The following is an 18,567-nucleotide window of genomic DNA, read 5'->3' on the forward strand; positions in this document are numbered from 1 at the left end:
TACTTTTATGATCAGAACATTACACTAAATCTGCATAAAGTGGGAAGCGGGATGTTAATTCTTCCACATCTTTTCTTGCTTGTGCTTTTACTTCCTCGTTTTCTGGTGCTTTTAGAACGGAAGCGATAATTTGGCCAGTTTTAGCCATTGCTTCTTCATCAAAACCACGTGATGTAGCAGCTGCTGTACCGATTCGAAGTCCACTTGTTACGAACGGGCTTTCAGGATCGAAAGGAATGGTATTTTTGTTTGTAGTAATAGCTACTTCATCAAGAGCTTCTTCTGCAATTTTTCCAGTGATTCCTAAGTTACGTAGGTCTAGTAATACGAGATGATTATCTGTACCACCTGAAACAAGATCGATTCCTTCTTCTGTCAATGCTTTCGCTAGTGAAACAGCATTATCTTTTACTTGTTGTGCATATGTTTTGAAGTCTTCTCCTAAAGCTTCACCTAATGCAACAGCCTTTGCAGCGATTACGTGCATAAGTGGTCCACCTTGAAGGCCTGGGAAGATCGCTTTATCAATCTTTTTACCAAATTCTTCTTTACATAAAATCATTCCACCACGAGGGCCACGTAATGTTTTATGTGTTGTAGTTGTTACAAAATCAGCATATGGCACAGGGTTTGGATGTAATCCAGTAGCAACAAGACCTGCGATGTGAGCCATATCTACCATAAAATATGCTCCTACTTCGTCAGCAATTTCACGGAACTTAGAAAAATCGATTTCTCTCGGGTATGCACTGGCACCTGCAACGATTAGCTTTGGCTTATGCTCTACTGCCTTTGCACGAACGTCTTCATAATTAATGTAACCTGTTTTTTCGTCAACACCGTAGTCAACAAAGTTGTATTGCTTTCCACTAAAGTTTACTGGGCTACCGTGAGTGAGGTGTCCACCATGGGAAAGGTTCATTCCTAAAACATTATCGCCATGCTCAAGGATTGTAAAATAAACTCCCATGTTTGCTTGAGCGCCAGAATGAGGTTGTACATTTACATACTCAGCACCAAAAAGTTCTTTTGCACGATCTCTAGCAATATCTTCAACGACATCTACGTGTTCACAACCACCATAGTATCGTTTGTTTGGATAGCCTTCTGCATATTTGTTTGTTAACACAGATCCCTGCGCTTCCATTACTGCTCTTGATACAAAGTTTTCTGAAGCGATTAATTCAATGTTTGTTTGTTGACGCTTAAGTTCTGCCTCCATTGCTTTAAAAACATCAACGTCTTGCTTTTGAACTTGTCCTAGTAATTGCCCATTTGTTGTTGTCACCTGTTCATTCACTCCTTATAATTACCTCACCTATTCATTTATAGGATCGGATTTTCTTCATTGTTCTATCTTCCCTCAAAATAACTAATTTTTCAATCATTAATGACAATTTTGTTCATTTTGTGACGTTTGATACACTGCTCTTTCCCCACCTATTAGTTTTGGTCGCGTTATGGCCATTGATAAGTGGGCCTCACCTATACTTTTCACCTTACTTCGGATTGGGACTGCTACTTTTTTTAAATGCATACCAATTAGTGTATCTCCAATATCAATACCAGCATCCGCTTGAATTTCTTCTACGACGACAGGGGAAGTTAGTTTTTCATATGCTAAAGCTGCCATTGATCCACCTGCACCTGGAATTGGAATAGCAGATACAACGTCAATACGGTGAGTTTGACTCCATTCTTTTTCCACTACAATAGCTCGGTTTAAATGCTCACAGCATTGGAACGCTAACGAAACGTTTGTCTTCTGTTGAAATTCACGAAGGACCTTCCAGATCGATTCTGCCACTTCCTTTGAACCTGCACTACCTATATGTTCTCCTATCACTTCACTTGTACTCGTTCCCACAATAAGAAGCTTTCCTTTTTCTAGCTTTGCTGCTTTTTGTAAATCGTCGAGTGCTTCATGCAGTGCTTTTTCCATGTCTTGAAAATTCAACTGGAGTCCTCCCCGTTGTTTGTCATCAATTAATTAGGCTACCGTGAAAATAGCTGATCCTAATATAGAGAATTTCTATTCATTCGTTACATCCCACTTCGCTTTCCTTTAAAAAAGGAAGGATGGAGCTAAAAAGCTCATCCTCCTGTAACTCTTGTTTCATATTCACTAATTTTACTGATTCGTCTTCCGTGACGTCCACCTTCAAAATCTGTAGATAGCCATACACGGGCAATTTCTGTTGCAAGTCCCGGACCAATTACTCTTGCTCCCATAGCTAAAACATTAGTGTCATTATGTTCTCTTGTTGCTTTTGCCGAAAATAAGTCATGTACGAGTGCGCAACGAACTCCTTTTACTTTGTTCGCTGCAATAGACATGCCTATTCCTGTCCCACAAATTAATATACCTCGGTCTACTTCACCATTAGCAACCATTTCAGCAACAGGTAAGCCATAATCACTGTAATCTACTGAGTCATCACAGTCACAGCCTACATCTTTATAATCAATATTCAATTCCTTCAAAAGTGAAATGATTTCTTCTTTTAAATGGAATCCTCCATGATCTGATCCAATCGCTACTTTCATTTCTTTATTCCTCCTAAAAATCTGCTTATTACCCACTATCTTTCTAAAACTTACACTTTAACCCCTTACAATGTGAGGTTATTTCATTATACATGCTGATTCAAAACTTTTGTTATACTTTACCATTCCTTATTTTTAACTATGTAATCCATTTTCTTTCATAGCTTATTCTATAATTTTATTTAATTACGGTCTACCCTTAAAATAGGAACAGTTCAGCAGTGGAAAGGGAAGGCGGTGACTCCTGCCTCGAATTATCATTCGGAAAATGCTTTAAACTGTGAATTGATTGATCGTTTTTCTTAGTTTATTTGCTTGCTCCGATAAAACTTCCGTAGATGATGCAATTTCTTCCATAAATGCAGACTGTTCCTCTGTTGAGGAAAGTACTTCTTGTGCACCTGCAGCAGTATTATTTGCAATACCAACAATGTCCTCCGATTGTTGTGCTGTCGTTTCAATTTCTTTTATTTGCTCTTTCACCAACTGCAATATTTCCGTTATCGCTAAAGCTACACCATTCACTGATTTTGACATTTCAGCTATTGCAATCTTTGTTCTGGTGCCTTTTTCCGCTTCTTTATTTGCCCCATCAACTTGCTCGGTGATTTGACGAACAACTTCGTTAACTTCCTTTTGAATATTCGTTACTAGTTCTGCAATTCCATTGACAGCTTGGCTACTTTCGTCCGCAAGCTTCCGTACTTCTTCAGCCACAACTGCAAAACCTTTTCCTTGTTCACCTGCTCTTGCTGCTTCGATAGATGCGTTAAGAGCCAATAGATTTGTTTGATTTGCCATGTCACCAACGACAGTCAGAATTTCCTCCACCTTATTTGCATGGACATCTAATCGCTGAACACTCTTTAACGATGATTGATTATTATTAGCTAATATTTGAATGCCATCCACTAAGGAATGAACGACCTCCTTACTCTCATCAAGGACTTGTACCATTTCATTAGATAATTGGTTCGAGCTAAATGCATGGTCTTCAACATCGGCCGCTATTTTGGTGACATTCTCTAATGCTTCCGCTATTTTACGAGTAGAGGTATGTGCTCCATTTGCACCTGCTGCCATTTCCTCCATGTGATTTGTAATACTTTCTGACTGTTGAGCTGCTGTTCCGGAGGCTTCCCTAATTTCCTCTACAATTTCATTAGTATGATTAAAGTTTTCCTGAATATCGCTAACTATTTCACGTAGATTTTCAACCATTTTTTTAAAAGATAATGTTAAAGCTTTAAGCTCATCATCGGATTTAGGGACTGAAATTTCCTCTGTCATATCCCCTTCCGCTATTTTACGAGCAGCTTTCTCTAGCCTGTTAATCGGTTTTGTTAAAAATGTAGCCCCAATATACCCTAATATTCCACACCATATAACCCCTAATAGAAGAACTGTGATGGTCACCATATTTTCATTTACCCCAAGTAAAGTCCCCAAAACCTCACTTAAGTAAAACAAAAAAAATGCACTGATCCCGTACGTAATTAACGCAACAGTGCATATACCTAGTACCATCTTTTTCCGTAAACTAAATGCAAATGTAACTTTAGATTGTTCCATATTCCCTTCTCCCCATTTCCCCAATTAAAGTTCTACTAGTTATTTTCTTTGTCTAGTTTTTCAAAAAGCTTATCAATTGCTTCCTCTATTTCTTTTAACGTTTCAGCATAAATTTCGTAGTTTCCACCGTAAGGATCCATAATATCAAAAGATGGTATTTGAGACATAAGCTCATCAATTGCTTCTTGATCTGGCTGTATTTCCTTTAAAAGTTTAGCTTCAAACTCCTCTTGGTTTGATATTTCCTTATTTTCATTATATTCTTCCACTTTCCCTTGATTGTTAGCTAAAAATGTAGCTCTTTTTAATTCGAGTTGTGCTATGTGGTGTTTTATCTTCTCCAACTTTTCCTTTGTCTCTTCATCATCGTAAATATATTCTTTTAGTGTAAAAATTTCATCGTTCCTCTTTGGAAATCGTTGAATAATAGCGTTTTTATGGCTTTCTGTCATCGTTAATATTACATCTGCCCATTCTAATAATTCTTCATTAATTAATTGTGACTGATGTTCCTGTTCAATGCCTTTGTTTGCTAAAACTGCTTTAGATCCTTCAGACATCGGCATACCATTCATTACATGAATGCCAGCAGATTTCACTTCTACATTCCGATTTGACTTTTTGTGCTTTGCGATCGCTTCCGCCAATGGACTACGACATGTGTTTCCAGTACATACGAATAAAATATTTGTCACTTTCTACACTCCTCACCAACTTACTTGTTTCGGATAATTTTACCATTATGACACTGTAAATATTATTTTACCACAATTTCCAAATTGCTAATAAAATATGCTCCTCCTTGAAAATATTCCCCTTTGAAGATTTTTAAACACCACTTTTTCAATCAATTAAAGAGGAAGTTTCAATAAATCTGAACTTGGTGAAGTTGTAACCGGTTCGATTCAGGAGCTTGAGAGAGGTTTGAGAGAGAGCTCGAACAAGGTGCTTTTGTACCCGGTTCGTTTAGACCGAGTTCAATTTGACCAGGTTCAGTTCTACCCGGTTCAATTAAGCCCGGTTCATGGTTTACCCATTTTTTGACTATACTGCAAAAATGATTTTTAGGCCAAAGGCGATTAGGATTGTTCCTCCAAGCCATTCACTATAGCCTCCAAACCAGTTCCCCATTTTTCTACCTAAAACTAAACCAAAGCATGTTAGAAGAGCACTCATCCAGCCAAAGGCTACTAGTGTAACCCACGTTTTTGCTCCTAGCATCCCTAAGCTTAAGCCTGCAGAAAAGCTATCAATACTTACACTTAAGGAAAAAACAATAAGTCCTAAAAGACCCACCGGACTAAAAACAGATTCCCTCTCGCTTTTAAATGTGGATATAATCATCTGTGCCCCTATAAAAATAAGGACAGCTCCACCTAGAACGAAGGCAAATATTCCTATGTACTGAGAAAGCAACTTACCTAGTAAAATGCCAATTAGAGGCATACAAACATGAAAAGCCCCTACTGTCATTCCTATGGTTGCTATATGTTTATATCGCAGGCCAACAACACCCATTCCTATTGCAAGGGAAAAAGCATCCATACTTAAGGCGAATGCCATTACTCCAATTGCCATTAGCTCTCCTACCACGTGATCACCCCTTGGACTAACTATTCTACTCTATGCATGTCCTAGGAGTTTTATTTCCAATTTACTAAATGAAATAAATTTGAGGAGATTTTCATGGTCTATCTTGAAAATAAGAAGCGTTCTTGAAGCCCGGTAAGCAGGGAAAAACAAAAATGCGGGATGAATGAAGCCGATATTCTTCCCGCAAACGATGGAAAAACAAAAATGAGGTAAGAATGAAGCGGCTAGATAGAATATTTTTCATCCTTCATGGTGCAAGTCATTACTTGCATGAGAGGTCTCCCCTGAAAATAGGCGGTTCACGAGTTGGAAGGCAGCGACTCTTGCGGAATCAGCACGAACCGAAAGTCCCCTACCATTTACTGAGTAAGTGCTAGGAAGTTAAGGCCGTGCCCCACGGTAAAGTAGACACTGTGAAGCATGAACAGATGTCGCACTTATGCCTGTGGTGAAAGCGTCCGGAAGAAACGGATGAATCTCCTTTTTCCCTTTTGCAGGTTCATTGGCGTCCTTCTATGTGACTGCAAATCTCTTTTTCCCTTTTGCAGGTTCATTGGCGTCCTTCTATGTGACTGCAAATCTCTTTTTCCCTTTTGCAGGTTCATTGGCGTCCTTCTATGTGCCTGCAAATCTCTTTTTCCTGTTTGCAGGTTCATTGGCGTCCTTCTATGTGACTGCAAATCTCCTTTTCCTATTGCGGGAACATTGGCCGACGCTTTCTTTCGTCTTCCCTGAAAATAGAACGGTTCAGGAGTGGAGGGCGACGACTCCAACGACGAGCATATATTTCACGAATAAGCTTCGAGTTGTCTCGATGCATATAACCATCAGGGTAACACTTGCAGAGGCAGAGACAGGACAATGTACTTTAGCAGTATACAAAATGTATCGTCTGGAGGTTAAAGCATTGCCCGCGTAAAGCGTTCGCCAGTAACGGATGAACCACCTTAATGAGTATTTTTCATCCCCCTTGGTGCAAAATTTCTCGTTAAATGATGCTCCTAACTAAAATTGGGTAAGCTACGAAGAACTATTATTTAAAGGTGGTTTTTATATGACTAAGAAAGCATTATTTTACTCTGCGATTCTACTTGCCCTTTTTATTTTTACAACGAATGGCACTAGTGTCGATGCCAAGGAATCGGAAATAAGTTTGGCAGAAAAAACAATTTCTAATTATTTCCAGGATGTTGGTGAAGAAAGATGGAGTGAAATAGGAAAATGGTTTGTTGAAGATAGAAAAAAAGATATTGAGGTGTTTTTAAGTAACGAAGAAAATGAAATAAGGAGACGTGGATTTTTTAACATTAAAAAAGCTGAGTTAGTAAAATCAAAGGAATTACCAAATGATTACGGAAAACAATTTATTCCAGGGCATTTAATTGAGGGTTATGATAATCTAAAATTTTTATATGTAGCGGTGGATTTTGATGTGCATGAGCAAAATGAATATCACATTGATGGCATGAATTATTTTCTTGTGATTACTGTCTTAGAAGAAAAGGAATGGAAAATCGCCTTAACTCCCCACGTCCCTGTAAATACAGTTATTGATGATGGATACGGATTTGGAGACGAAGAAGAGAAAACGTACACCGAAAGAAGATTAAGCTACAGATAGGGAAATGAATAAATAGCAAAAGAGCCTAGGAGTTCCTAAGCTCTTTTACTATGCTTCAGATACTATATTTCCCCCTGCCGCTTTTCTTAATCGATTCATAATTGCTGTTCCTAGGCCTTTTTCAGGGATGACCTGTGAAAAAATAACGTCTACTTCCTTTTCCTCAAAGCTCCGTAATGAATCGTAAAGTGCGTATGCAACGGAGGATAAGTCCTCTTTGGAACCCATTATCACTTCTTTTTTCACTGGAGAGAAACGACCTTTGTTTTCCTCAAAAATCAGCATTCCTACTCTTTTACCTGACGCCATTGCTTCTTTCACTATTTCATTAAAAAAACGTTCACTTCCATCTACTAAAATTAACGGTGCTGTTGGTGCATAGTGAGTATACTTCATGCCAGGAGATTTTGGTGTTGCAGCAGATTCCATCATTAAAGCGGGATCTACCTCAATTTTTCCCACAACCTCTTCCATCTCTTCCTTCGTCACACCACCAGGTCGGAGAATGACTGGAACCTCACCTGTACAATCAACAACCGTCGACTCCACCCCAACACCAGTTGGACCTCCATCGACTATGACAGGTATTCGACCATATAAATCCTCATAAACGTGCTCTGCCTTTGTCGGACTAGGCTTACCTGACGTATTTGCACTTGGGGCTGCTAGAGGAATACCCGAAACGCGTATTAGGGCTAAAGCAATAGGATGATCTGGCATACGAATAGCTACTGTTGGTAAGTTCGCTGTCACACCCTTTGATAAGTTCCCTTTATGCGTTAAAACGATAGTAAGTGGCCCTGGCCAAAAAGCATCCATTAATTTTGTAGCATAGTTTGGTATGTTATCCACATATTTCACAAGCTGAGACCGTTCTCCAATGTGAACAATGAGAGGATTATCTGACGGTCTTCCTTTTGCTTGAAAAATTTTATGAATAGCCTTGTTACATAAGGCATTTCCACCTAATCCGTACACTGTTTCTGTAGGGAAAGCAACTACCTCTCCCTCCAATAATTGTTCCGCTGCTAGCATGATATTTCGATTTTCATCTATGTTTTCCACATTTTTATCCACAGTTAGTAGTTTTGTTCCATGTTGGTCCATAAATTGACCTCCTTGCTGCTATTTATTTTGCTTTGAACTTAGATGAATGTCAATAGCTTAGAGAAGGTTGTGGAAAAAGAATAGTTATCCACAAATATCAGTGGATAACCCACTCTGTTTTGTGGATAACTGTGTGAATGACTGTTAATATATTTGCTTTTTATTAACATTACGGGGAATTTACCCTTTGTAACTAATAATTCAGATAAGTAGCTCTTTTGGATTCACAGTGTCTACCATGAAAATAGAAACGATTCAGACGACCGGAAAGCATGAAATGAAAAAATGCGGTACTCTAGAAGCGTTCTAGAAGCCCGCAAAGCAGTGAAAAAAACAATTGCGGTAGTCAAGCAACTATCTAGACGACTGCAAAGCAGCAAAACCATGAGAAGTGGTAGCATTGAAAGAGTATTTTCATCCCCCATGGCGCAAATTCATACTTCCATGGAGAACTTCTTAATCGTAGGTGATTTTTGGCGCCTCTTTAGTTAGAAACTGTCACACTATTGTTTTACAAAGATCGGTAAGCCTTTCCTAACATGATCTTCCACGTCTTTTAACGCTGTTAATTCTGTAGGAAGACTATTATCATCTACCTTCTTAAAGCCTAATGGGTTTAAAAAGCTAGCATTGTTTGCAGCCAATAAGTAGGATGATGTTATTCCTTTATCTTCTGCATAATGAAGGATCGCTTCAAGGAACTCTAAAATAAACATGGTGGTTATTTTATCAGAATCGACGATTAAGGAACGGATCAAGCCTATTTTATCTGTCACTTCTTGGATGCGAACGATCGAGACAAAATCTCCTTTATCATTTTCTGCTATAAGAAATGAGGACCAATCCCCTGTTGGTATTTGTTGATTTACTCCTGTCTTCACCATAAAATGTTGGATTTGTAATGCATCTTCTTCCTCTGCTTTTCTTACGATAAAACTCATATTTCTCACCCTTTCTCAAATGATAGAGAATTAATATATTTTAGTACCAAAGCTGTGAAGCGTAGCTCTTATAAAACACACCTCAACACACCGCTTTTGCCGAATTTGCAGCTTGTACTATCATTTATATGAGAAAGGTAGAGAGATATTACTACTTTCTATTTTATTAAAAATCTACTAGATTAATTCCATAATCTGTCCCAAATACTCATGACCACATCAACAATAAAGAATGATACTTTTACTTCCTCTTCGTCTGTTTTATGACCTTCCGTGTCTCCCGATTTCTCGTTACTAGTAGCATTCAGATTGTCGTTGCTAGATTCTGTCTCTTCCATTCCATTGGTTTCGTTAGAAAGATCGTTTGTTTCATGATCTACTGCATCACCATTCGAAAAATCTAGGAAGCATAGTGGTGGGAACAGCACACACCACCAGTTATCTCCTTGTCCATCTCCAATGGTGATTTGTACAGCCTCATACGTGCCAGCTGGATATAAACGACTTCCGTAAAGCTTTGTAGGAAAATTTGTTTCCTTCAATGATACGTCAAATGGTTCATCGCTTCCTACTTCATCAAGCTTTTCGGCAACAATTTCATTTATTTCATCTATGTTTTCACCAATGATATCACGTGCTTCCGTTAATTCTGTTAACTCTTGTACCCACAACGTAATTTGGGCATTCACCGCATCCCGTATGTCACGTTTTACTGTTTGATCAATTGGAGTATTGCTATTTGCTAATATTCGTAATCTAATGGAATCCTCCGGGATAGCTTGTTCTTCATCTGCCTGAACTGGAAGAATAACGTGTGATTCCCAAGATAAAATAAGTATAGATAATACCAATAAAATGTAAGTTTTTATTCTTTCGTTCATGTTTAGCACCGCCCCTTCAGTCATCATTCTCGCCAACAGTTAAAACTATTAAACTTATAAACTATCGACAATTCATGACATAGAGGTGGAGGAAGATCGTTTGAAGGTTGATGTGGTACGGTTTGGGTAGGGTAATGTTCTTATAGTTCCTAGGGAGAAAAGTACTTTTTTATTTAGGCTTTTGTATAAATGATCATTTAACCATGCTCAATGATGATTGTATAAGAGTGTACTGTTCCGATGGTGTTTTCGTTCATATGGATTTCGGTGTTTTCCTTGTTTCGATGGGTAATGGTGTATCTTAGTGTTAACGAGGATTTTGGAATGCCGATAAGATGGTACAAGATTTTTTAAAAAATATCTTCTATATTATAGAGCAATTGGTCAAAGGTCAAACTTAACATTCGTATTATATTCAAAATTCTAACCTCCATAATTTACTTACTTTCCATTTTTGAACAATCGTTCCTATTCATCAAAATTTTATTTAATATATTTGATTGCCTCTGAAAAAGAGTATATCAGTAATGAAATTAGCAATAAAAGTTGAACATTCCTGAAACATTTTTGGATTTAGAACCGTAAATAAGTACAAATAACTTTAATACAAATTATGCATATTTGTTTGTGACTTAGAGGGGGAATTATGATGAGGTTCTTTTCTATTTTATTAGTAAGTATTTTTTTAATTACTGCTGTGGTAGGCTGCAGTAACGATATAGAAAATGAAGAAATTAAAAATCTTAACCAAAAGATTAACGAAGAAATGGATACAGAAGTTTTTTTACCTCAATTTGATGACTTAGATTTATCTTTTGCATACGTATCTTATAGTAATAATGGTGAAGCGAGAAGTGTTGATTTACAATATAGCAAAAACACAGCAGAAGATGTTGTTGACCATATGGAATATTCAAATATTAAAATACTCTACGGTCCATACAATACAGATGTAGTATTAATGTTTTCTTTTGATAAAAATTATGCCGACATCACCCATGTTTCAGGGGAAAGAGTCCAAGTCAATGAAGTAGAGATAGTTATTCAAGAAAATCTAGAAACTGAATCTTTTCAATTCCATATGTTTACATACAATAATAATAGATATGTTATAGGGTATAGACTAGATTACTTCACTGAGGAAGGAGCATTAGATAGTACAGAAGAGATTATTTACAGTATTTTCAACTAACGTTAGTTCACGAAGGTATAATAATTAAAGCATAGAAATTCGTAATTGCTATGCTTTTAACTTTTTCACTATTCTAAGCTAATAGGAGATTCAAAAATAAATTAAATGGTTTTAAAGTGAATATGTTCACTTCCCACTTTACTGAACAATGAAAAATGAAAATAGCCCAGAAAACTGAGCCATTCTACAAATACTTTATGTTATCTTTTTTAAAGATTATTATCTATTTCTCACATTAAATGTTATTTGCGCACAAAGGCGATAACCATTCGTTCTTTGCCATTTATGTCGTTTTTCACGTCCACATCTGCTTTTGGGTAAACTTCTCTAATGAGTTGTGATACAGATTGCCCTTGTCCATGGCCAATTTCAAAGGCAATAAGCCCCGGCAATGTGAAAGCCTTTGGAATTTGTTTGACGAGTTCTCGATAAATAGTGAGACCATCTTCACCAGCAAATAGGGCAAGCTGTGGTTCATGATCTAACACATTCTCTCTCATTAAATGGCGATCCCCTTCTGGAATGTATGGGGGATTAGATACAACCACATTCACTTTGTCTCCACGATTGAATAACGGTTCGAGAAGACTTCCTTCATGAAATGTAACAGCTGCTCCTAATTTTGCAGCATTTTCCTTTGCAACCTCCAAAGCTGCAGATGAGATATCCACTGCCTGTACTTGGCTATCTGTAGATTCTAGCTTTAGAGTAATAGCAATAATACCACTTCCTGTCCCTACATCAACAATGGAGATTGGTGTTACAGACTTTGACGACCCGCCTCCATTTTTTTCTAGGACTAAGGGTAGCTTCTGTAAAACTGCCTCTATTAACTCCTCTGTTTCCGGTCGTGGTATGAGCACGTTGGGATTCACAACAAATTCCCGGCCATAAAAGAATTCCGCGCCTGTAATATACTGTACGGGGACACCACTGGCTGCTTTTTCTACAGACTTTTTGAAGGTGTGCCAAATCTCTTCAGGTAAGGTTGTTTGTAGCTCAGCGAGAAGGCGAGACCTGCTCCAGTCAGTGTGATGCATGAGGAGAATTTCCCCAATATTCTTTTCGTAATGATGTTTGTGTAAAAAAGAAGAAGCCCATTTCAGAGCTTCGTAAATTTTCATTTCACCGTTCATTTGTTATCTCTCCTGGTTCTCAAGCTTTATCAGCCTCATGCCAAAATAATTTACTCTCCTGCATCTTCCATCATTCGTGATTGTTCCTCCACGATGAGGGCATCGATGATTTCATCAATCTTCCCTTCAAGAATTTGATCTAGTTTTTGAAGGGTTAAGCCAATACGGTGATCCGTTACACGGCTTTGTGGAAAATTGTACGTACGTATACGTTCAGAACGATCTCCTGTACCAACAGCTGACTTACGGTTTTGTGCATATTCCGCTTCTGCTTCTTTACGGAATTTATCGTAAATGCGGGCACGTAATACTTTCATGGCTTTTTCTTTGTTTTTAATTTGTGACTTTTCGTCCTGACAAGATACGACTGTTCCTGTTGGAATGTGTGTTAATCGGACAGCGGACATGGTGGTGTTTACACTTTGCCCACCTGGTCCACTTGACGTGAATGTATCAACACGAATATCCTTGTCGTGGATTTCTACCTCAACTTCTTCAGCTTCTGGTAAAACAGCAACTGTTGCTGTTGACGTATGAATTCGACCGCCAGATTCCGTAGATGGAACACGTTGAACTCGGTGAGCTCCGTTTTCGTATTTCATTTTGGAATAGGCACCTTTTCCGTTGATCATAAAGATGATTTCTTTAAAACCACCGATATCGTTTTCACTAGCTTCAATTACTTCTGGCTTCCATCCTTGTGCTTCTGCATAACGTGAATACATACGGTATAAGTCACCAGCGAATAAGGCAGCTTCGTCTCCACCTGCTGCGCCACGTACTTCAACGATAACGTTCTTGTCGTCGTTCGGGTCCTTTGGTAGGAGTAAAACCTTTAGTTTTTCTTCTAACGGAGGGATTTGCTCCTTAAGCTCATCCATCTCCATCTTAACCATTTCGTACATTTCATTATCCAAATCGTCTTCGAGCATGGCCTTTGCATCATCTAGCTCTTTTTTAATTTCCTTATATTGACGGAAGGTTTGTACTGTTTCTTCTATATCTGACTGTTCTTTGGAATAATCCCTAAGCTTATTTGTATCACTGATCACATCAGGGTCCATCAATAATTCATTTAATCTTTCGTAACGTTCTTCTACTGCTTCTAGGCGTTCAAACACGTTTACTTCACCTCATTATTTATTGACGCTTAACAGTCTTATTATAGTATAGGTGGTTCCAATTGTAAAAATGAATTTCCACAGTATTTTTTGTATCCCCATTTTCTTCGTAAACTTTAACTACTCTCACTTTCTACTTGTTGTTGAAAAAATATACTTTTTCTTGAAAAAAATAAGATGTTGACTCTGAAAAGTATATGGATATGAATAGGATTTTGTTTTTATATAAGAGAAATTGGGAATGGTAATAGTTAGTATTCATTCATCGTTTCGCAAGATATAGGAGGTTGATATAGATGAAGGTTGTGATTATTGGTGGAGATGCTGCTGGCATGAGTGCGGCTATGCAGATTGTTCGTAACAATAAAGAGGCAAGTGTTACGGTTTTGGAAAAGGGCAGGCATTATTCTTATGCTCAGTGTGGTCTTCCCTATTATGTTGGTGGTTTGATTGAGGAAACGGATATGCTCGTTGCTCGGAAGCTAGAGACGTTTCGAGATAAATATGGGATTGATGCACGAATTGAGCATGAGGTGAAAGAGCTTGATCCAGAAAAGCAGGTTGTAATTGGAACGAATACAGCTACTGGCGAGTCTTTTGAGATTGCTTATGATAAATGTTTGATTGCTACGGGAGCTTCCCCTATTATTCCTCCTTTAGAAGGAGTGGATTTAGAGGGAATTCATGTGTTGAAGACCATTCCTGATGCAGAAAAAATAGTAGAGGATATGAAGGAGGATGTCTTAAGTGTCACCATTGTTGGCGGTGGGTATATTGGATTAGAATTGGCTGAAAACATGGTGGAAAAGGGACGAAAGGTTCGGATTATTGATTTGGCTGATCGTCTTGGTACAGTGTATGACGAGGAGATTAGTGGCTACATCCATGAAGAGGCAGAAAAGAATGGAGTGGAGATCGTCCTTGGGCAAGCAGTTAAGCGGTTTGAGGGAGATACGCGAGTTGCTAATGTTGTGACAGAAAACGGTGTCTATCGTTCGGATATGGTGGTTTTGGCTATGGGCGTTCGACCAAACTCTAGTTTTGCCAAAAAGGCGGGGTTGAATGTTCATGAGTCGGGGGCTATTAGTGTGAATGCTTATATGGAGACGAGTGTGGGGAATGTGTATGGGGCTGGTGATTGTGCTACGCAGTTTCATCGGGTGAAGGAGTTGGATGATTACATACCTTTGGGGACGCACGCGAATAAGCAGGGGCGTATTGCTGGGAGTAATATTGCTGGTGTGGTGAAGACGTTTCAGGGGGTTGTGGGGACGTCGATTATGAAGTTTTTTGATTTGACGATTGGGCGGACTGGTTTGAGTGAGGGTGAGGCTGAGGAGCTTGGGATTCCGTATGAGGCCCTTACGTTTGAGGGGAGATCTCATGCTGGTTATTATCCTGAGAGTGAGAAGCTTTTTTTGAAGTTGTTGCGGCATAGGGAGACGGATCGGTTGCTTGGGGTTCAGGCTGTTGGAAAAACTGGGGTGGATAAGCGAATCGATGTGGCTGCCACGGCGTTGTATCATGGGATGACGATTGCTGATTTGGAGAATTTGGATTTGAGCTATGCGCCTCCTTTTAATGGGGTTTGGGATCCGTTGCAGCAGGCGGCTCGGAGGTATTAGTAGGAAAAAGAACAACCGCTTTTATAGAGAAGGAGTTTTGAGTTTTTCTCTATTAAGCGGTTGTTTTATTTGCTATTCTTATTGTTGTTAACTAGCTGTAGTCGTTCACCATGATTTGGTAGGTGTAGCGCGGGTTTGCTTTGTATAATCGGCGTTCAATTTCTGCTACTTGTTCTTCGGAAACCTCTCCGTTGATTTTTTCTTCGAAGGATACGTTTACCCAGGCATGTCCTCCCATTATGATGACCATTCCTGGTGTTACTCCGGGCATTTCATAAATGATGTCTTCGATCATATCCTGGTCATCGGCTATAGTTTGGTGTGGATGGGATGGTGATCGATAGCTTTTTCCTGTGTTGTTCGATTCAGTGACTGGATCGAATGGTTCGTATTGCTCGCGAATTACTCCGTAGTTTGCTGGACCAGGTCCGAATAGGGATTCTGTCCAATCTTTTTCTGGTGCATCATTTGCTGTGATGGTATTTGTGTTTGTATTTGTATTGAACCCTCGAGCTTCTGGGGTATCTAAGTTATTGTTGCAACCTGTTGTTATTAGGAGAAGCAATCCTAGCCCAGTTAAGGCACTTTTTAAGGTATACTTCATGAAAACACCTCCTAAAGGTAGCTTTTCCTAAAATGCAATTGTGAATACACAGGCTGATGAATTTTGTTGGATGGGTGGATTGGAGTCTGGAGGGTTGGATGTGTGGAGTTTTTGTATTGGGGAGAGGTGTGGTGTCGGGGTTAGCGGCAATTTTAAATTAGGTGTTATCAAAAAATGATGGCTGAGGAATTTTTGCTGAGTTTTTTGTGAAGGTATTGAGATCGTTTCCATTTTGATTAGGACGGGATGGAGATAATAAAACGCCTAGTTCCATGTGATGTAACAATCACGAACTAGGCGTTTTTGCTTCTTTATGAAGTTTTATTTAGTATGATTTCGTCAGTTATCTAGTTGTTGCTGTTGTTGCTGGCTGTTTCACATTACTTTTTCCCGGCTTCCCTGGCACTTCATGGCAGTGACGGCAGCGAGGTTCATATGATTCTGAAGCTCCTACCAGGATGATTGGATCGTTATAGGATGCTGGTTTTCCGTCAATAAGACGTTGTGTACGACTTGCCGGTGATCCACAGGACAAGCAAATAGCTTGGAGCTTTGTCACGGATTCTGCTAGTGCCATTAATGTTGGAACGTCACCGAACGGTTCTCCGCGGAAATCTTGATCTAAACCTGCAACGATAACACGAATTCCTTGATCCGCAAGCTCTTGTACTACTTCAACGACATCATGGTCAAAAAACTGTACTTCGTCGATTGCCACTACTTGTGTGTCTGTTTCTAATTGATCTAAGATTGCAGATGCATTATTGATGGGCATTGCATATACTTTGTTGCCATTGTGAGACACTACTTCTTTTTCGCTGTAACGGTTGTCTATTTGTGGTTTAAACACTTGTACTTTTTGGCGGCCATAACTTGCACGGCGGACTCTGCGAATAAGCTCTTCGGACTTCCCTGAAAACATACTTCCACATACGACCTCAAGCCAGCCTTCTCTCCTAGTTAAATGCATTATACGACTCTCCCTATTTATTCTTTAGTTATTAATTTTTCTTGTGGTATTGATTGGTGGTGGCGCATTTTTGGTGATTAGAAAATCAATTTGTGTTTGGAAATTTGATATTAGTTGAGTTTGGAAATTTTGGATTCTTTGGATTCTTTGATGGATTTGGATAATAATTTAGTGTGTAATCTTCACCTTTAGCATCAAGAATATTGACATTTTTTCACATCACGTCGATTAAACTTTTCCCAGTTATGTATAGAGCTTATACGGCATGCTGTAAAAAATAAATGGACCGTCCAGTCTAAGGTGAACGGGCCCATACGTCATTGTCTCTTTCTATTATAGTCATGAAGGACGAATCGAACAATGGACTTTTTTCTTTTTCTTTAACATATATCGACGAAACACGACAGTGACAAGGATTTGGCATCAAAAAATATTTTTTTGCTGTTGAGAGGCGAGGTAGTAAGGTTGGGATGGGACGGGCTGGGATGGACGTGTGGATTTCGGATAAACGATGAGTTTTGGTGCGCTAGATAGATGCGATGAAAAAAAATTTTGAGGTTTTCACAAAATTTCCTTGTAAATGTTAGCGTTTTCACATACTATTAAATGGAAATATATAGAATTATCTTTATAGGAAGCAGGTGTTGCCATGGAGGTAAAATCTCGTGTGATGTCTCAGGAACTAAAATTAATACACTTACTGAACTATCGCGTAAGCTTTACAGAAAAAGAAAAGAAATATTTTTGGAAAATGAGAAAAGGGTTTGAAGGTGAATGTCAATTCGATGAGCTTTTAGCCAAAAGTGTACCAAACGAGAATTGTCTTGTTTTAAATGATTTATTGCTTGAGCACAACAATACACAATTCCAGCTAGATTCTGTTCTCCTCTCAACCTCCACCATTTACGTTTTCGAAATAAAGACTTTCGAAGGAGATTACTATATTAAAAATGGTGAATGGTTCTTCTGTAAAACAAATAATGCTATCACAAATCCACTACATCAAATGCAACGAAGTGAAACATTACTACGCAATTACTGCAACAGCAAGGCGTCAACTCCAATCTTCCCATTCAATCTAACCTCATTTTTATCCACCCGGAGTTTACTCTTTACCACTCTTCAATAGACAGTCCCATTATCTTCCCGACACAATTAAATCGGTTTATGAACGACTTAGGTAAAAAATTAACTGTGAAGCCGAATCAAAGACACATGCAGCTAGCAGAAAAACTGAAGTCTATGCATATATCAAGGCCTTCATTTGATAATATCCCTAAGTACAATTTTGAAACGATAAAAAAAGGTATTGCGTGCGCTTCCTGCCATTCATTACATGTGCATTTAATTGGTTGTACTAAGTTCCAGAAGATTTGTTGTAAAGCTTGTGGACAGTTGGAGGAAGTAGATGCAAGTGTTTTGCGCGCTGTTAAAGAGTACAAGCTACTTTTTCCGGAGAAAAAAGTGACAACGCCATTGATAATGGAATGGTGTGACGTGGTGAAGTCGAAGAAAACGATAAAGCGTATTTTATCTAGAAATTTTAAGCTTCTTGGACATGCAAAGCATTCGTATTATATAGAGGATATATAGAAAATTGAAGATTATTCTATGGCTGTAGATGCTAAAACAGCCGACGTTTCTACTGTATCAGACG

19 protein-coding genes are annotated in these 18,567 nt (G+C 38.6%); 6 read left to right on the top strand and 13 right to left on the bottom strand.

Annotated elements, in window-relative coordinates:
* Positions 1 to 19: 19 nt before the first annotated feature.
* The 6 genes from QA612_RS07420 to QA612_RS07445 all read right to left on the bottom strand — a co-directional run bounded on the left by QA612_RS07420 (position 20) and on the right by QA612_RS07445 (position 5,712).
* Positions 20 to 1,222 (bottom strand): serine hydroxymethyltransferase, encoded by a 1,203-nt coding sequence (locus QA612_RS07420; protein WP_481804425.1) that lies wholly within the window; start codon positions 1,220 to 1,222, stop codon positions 20 to 22.
* Between the two features lie 165 nt (positions 1,223 to 1,387).
* Positions 1,388 to 1,942 (bottom strand): TIGR01440 family protein, encoded by a 555-nt coding sequence (locus QA612_RS07425; RefSeq protein ID WP_278283324.1) that lies wholly within the window; start codon positions 1,940 to 1,942, stop codon positions 1,388 to 1,390.
* Positions 1,943 to 2,094: 152 nt separating this feature from the next.
* Positions 2,095 to 2,547: a ribose 5-phosphate isomerase B gene (rpiB, locus tag QA612_RS07430; RefSeq protein ID WP_278283157.1), complete on the bottom strand. Its 453-nt coding sequence runs from the start codon at positions 2,545 to 2,547 to the stop codon at positions 2,095 to 2,097.
* A gap of 273 nt (positions 2,548 to 2,820) precedes the next feature.
* The gene (locus QA612_RS07435) at positions 2,821 to 4,119 is read right to left on the bottom strand and encodes a methyl-accepting chemotaxis protein (RefSeq protein WP_278283158.1); all 1,299 of its coding nucleotides are present in this window, start codon (positions 4,117 to 4,119) and stop codon (positions 2,821 to 2,823) included.
* Positions 4,120 to 4,154: 35 nt separating this feature from the next.
* Complete coding sequence (locus tag QA612_RS07440) at positions 4,155 to 4,814, bottom strand: low molecular weight protein arginine phosphatase (RefSeq protein ID WP_278283160.1); 660 nt, start codon at positions 4,812 to 4,814, stop codon at positions 4,155 to 4,157.
* Positions 4,815 to 5,163: 349 nt separating this feature from the next.
* A complete protein-coding gene (locus tag QA612_RS07445; RefSeq protein WP_347568861.1) occupies positions 5,164 to 5,712 on the bottom strand; it encodes a manganese efflux pump MntP in 549 nt (182 codons plus the stop codon).
* A gap of 502 nt (positions 5,713 to 6,214) precedes the next feature.
* Here QA612_RS07445 and QA612_RS07450 point away from each other — a divergent pair.
* Positions 6,215 to 6,631 carry a hypothetical protein gene (locus QA612_RS07450; protein WP_278283161.1) on the top strand — a complete coding sequence of 139 codons (417 nt, stop codon included), beginning with the start codon at positions 6,215 to 6,217 and terminating at the stop codon, positions 6,629 to 6,631.
* 135 nt (positions 6,632 to 6,766) lie between these two features.
* Positions 6,767 to 7,333, top strand: coding sequence for a hypothetical protein (locus QA612_RS07455; protein ID WP_278283162.1), 567 nt, complete (start codon positions 6,767 to 6,769; stop codon positions 7,331 to 7,333).
* Between the two features lie 48 nt (positions 7,334 to 7,381).
* Here the strand turns inward: QA612_RS07455 and QA612_RS07460 are convergent, their stop codons facing one another.
* From QA612_RS07460 to spoIIR, 3 genes are all read right to left on the bottom strand, one after another.
* The gene (locus QA612_RS07460) at positions 7,382 to 8,440 is read right to left on the bottom strand and encodes an L-threonylcarbamoyladenylate synthase (protein ID WP_278283163.1); all 1,059 of its coding nucleotides are present in this window, start codon (positions 8,438 to 8,440) and stop codon (positions 7,382 to 7,384) included.
* Positions 8,441 to 8,943: 503 nt separating this feature from the next.
* Positions 8,944 to 9,381, bottom strand: a complete 438-nt coding sequence (locus tag QA612_RS07465; RefSeq protein WP_278283164.1) for a GNAT family N-acetyltransferase — start codon at positions 9,379 to 9,381, stop codon at positions 8,944 to 8,946.
* 182 nt (positions 9,382 to 9,563) lie between these two features.
* A complete protein-coding gene (gene spoIIR, locus QA612_RS07470; RefSeq protein WP_278283165.1) occupies positions 9,564 to 10,262 on the bottom strand; it encodes a stage II sporulation protein R in 699 nt (232 codons plus the stop codon).
* A 649-nt stretch (positions 10,263 to 10,911) separates the two neighbouring features.
* On the opposite strand from spoIIR, the gene QA612_RS07475 reads away from it, so the two are divergent.
* Complete coding sequence (locus QA612_RS07475; protein ID WP_278283166.1) at positions 10,912 to 11,454, top strand: hypothetical protein; 543 nt, start codon at positions 10,912 to 10,914, stop codon at positions 11,452 to 11,454.
* A gap of 242 nt (positions 11,455 to 11,696) precedes the next feature.
* Here the strand turns inward: QA612_RS07475 and prmC are convergent, their stop codons facing one another.
* On the bottom strand, positions 11,697 to 12,590 hold the full coding sequence (gene prmC, locus QA612_RS07480) for a peptide chain release factor N(5)-glutamine methyltransferase (protein ID WP_278283167.1): 894 nt from the start codon (positions 12,588 to 12,590) through the stop codon (positions 11,697 to 11,699).
* 50 nt (positions 12,591 to 12,640) lie between these two features.
* Positions 12,641 to 13,711 (bottom strand): peptide chain release factor 1, encoded by a 1,071-nt coding sequence (gene prfA / locus QA612_RS07485; protein ID WP_278283168.1) that lies wholly within the window; start codon positions 13,709 to 13,711, stop codon positions 12,641 to 12,643.
* 296 nt (positions 13,712 to 14,007) lie between these two features.
* On the opposite strand from prfA, the gene QA612_RS07490 reads away from it, so the two are divergent.
* Positions 14,008 to 15,336: an FAD-dependent oxidoreductase gene (locus QA612_RS07490; RefSeq protein ID WP_278283169.1), complete on the top strand. Its 1,329-nt coding sequence runs from the start codon at positions 14,008 to 14,010 to the stop codon at positions 15,334 to 15,336.
* A 91-nt stretch (positions 15,337 to 15,427) separates the two neighbouring features.
* Here the strand turns inward: QA612_RS07490 and QA612_RS07495 are convergent, their stop codons facing one another.
* Together QA612_RS07495 and QA612_RS07500 are read right to left on the bottom strand one after the other, a co-directional pair.
* Complete coding sequence (locus QA612_RS07495) at positions 15,428 to 15,940, bottom strand: hypothetical protein (protein ID WP_278283170.1); 513 nt, start codon at positions 15,938 to 15,940, stop codon at positions 15,428 to 15,430.
* A gap of 343 nt (positions 15,941 to 16,283) precedes the next feature.
* Positions 16,284 to 16,910 carry a thymidine kinase gene (locus QA612_RS07500; protein WP_278283171.1) on the bottom strand — a complete coding sequence of 209 codons (627 nt, stop codon included), beginning with the start codon at positions 16,908 to 16,910 and terminating at the stop codon, positions 16,284 to 16,286.
* Positions 16,911 to 17,559: 649 nt separating this feature from the next.
* Between QA612_RS07500 and QA612_RS07505 the strand changes: the two genes are divergently transcribed.
* Both QA612_RS07505 and QA612_RS07510 read left to right on the top strand, forming a co-directional pair.
* Positions 17,560 to 18,039: a nuclease-related domain-containing protein gene (locus QA612_RS07505; protein ID WP_278283172.1), complete on the top strand. Its 480-nt coding sequence runs from the start codon at positions 17,560 to 17,562 to the stop codon at positions 18,037 to 18,039.
* Positions 18,040 to 18,104: 65 nt separating this feature from the next.
* Positions 18,105 to 18,503 carry a hypothetical protein gene (locus tag QA612_RS07510; protein ID WP_278283173.1) on the top strand — a complete coding sequence of 133 codons (399 nt, stop codon included), beginning with the start codon at positions 18,105 to 18,107 and terminating at the stop codon, positions 18,501 to 18,503.
* Positions 18,504 to 18,567 lie beyond the last annotated feature (64 nt).

This window comes from Evansella sp. AB-P1 (assembly GCF_029688925.1).
Lineage (GTDB): Bacteria > Bacillota > Bacilli > Bacillales > Salisediminibacteriaceae > Evansella.

Excerpts from the sequence above, each read along its gene's own strand:
- QA612_RS07420 (WP_481804425.1), bottom strand. The coding sequence starts at position 1,222 with ATGGAGGCAGAACTTAAGCGTCAACAAACAAACATTGAATTAATCGCT.
- QA612_RS07425 (WP_278283324.1), bottom strand. The coding sequence starts at position 1,942 with ATGGAAAAAGCACTGCATGAAGCACTCGACGATTTACAAAAAGCAGCA.
- rpiB (WP_278283157.1), bottom strand. The coding sequence starts at position 2,547 with ATGAAAGTAGCGATTGGATCAGATCATGGAGGATTCCATTTAAAAGAA.
- QA612_RS07435 (WP_278283158.1), bottom strand. The coding sequence starts at position 4,119 with ATGGAACAATCTAAAGTTACATTTGCATTTAGTTTACGGAAAAAGATG.
- QA612_RS07455 (WP_278283162.1), top strand. The coding sequence starts at position 6,767 with ATGACTAAGAAAGCATTATTTTACTCTGCGATTCTACTTGCCCTTTTT.
- QA612_RS07460 (WP_278283163.1), bottom strand. The coding sequence starts at position 8,440 with ATGGACCAACATGGAACAAAACTACTAACTGTGGATAAAAATGTGGAA.
- QA612_RS07465 (WP_278283164.1), bottom strand. The coding sequence starts at position 9,381 with ATGAGTTTTATCGTAAGAAAAGCAGAGGAAGAAGATGCATTACAAATC.
- spoIIR (WP_278283165.1), bottom strand. The coding sequence starts at position 10,262 with ATGAACGAAAGAATAAAAACTTACATTTTATTGGTATTATCTATACTT.
- QA612_RS07475 (WP_278283166.1), top strand. The coding sequence starts at position 10,912 with ATGAGGTTCTTTTCTATTTTATTAGTAAGTATTTTTTTAATTACTGCT.
- prmC (WP_278283167.1), bottom strand. The coding sequence starts at position 12,590 with ATGAACGGTGAAATGAAAATTTACGAAGCTCTGAAATGGGCTTCTTCT.
- QA612_RS07490 (WP_278283169.1), top strand. The coding sequence starts at position 14,008 with ATGAAGGTTGTGATTATTGGTGGAGATGCTGCTGGCATGAGTGCGGCT.
- QA612_RS07495 (WP_278283170.1), bottom strand. The coding sequence starts at position 15,940 with ATGAAGTATACCTTAAAAAGTGCCTTAACTGGGCTAGGATTGCTTCTC.
- QA612_RS07500 (WP_278283171.1), bottom strand. The coding sequence starts at position 16,910 with ATGCATTTAACTAGGAGAGAAGGCTGGCTTGAGGTCGTATGTGGAAGT.
- QA612_RS07505 (WP_278283172.1), top strand. The coding sequence starts at position 17,560 with ATGGAGGTAAAATCTCGTGTGATGTCTCAGGAACTAAAATTAATACAC.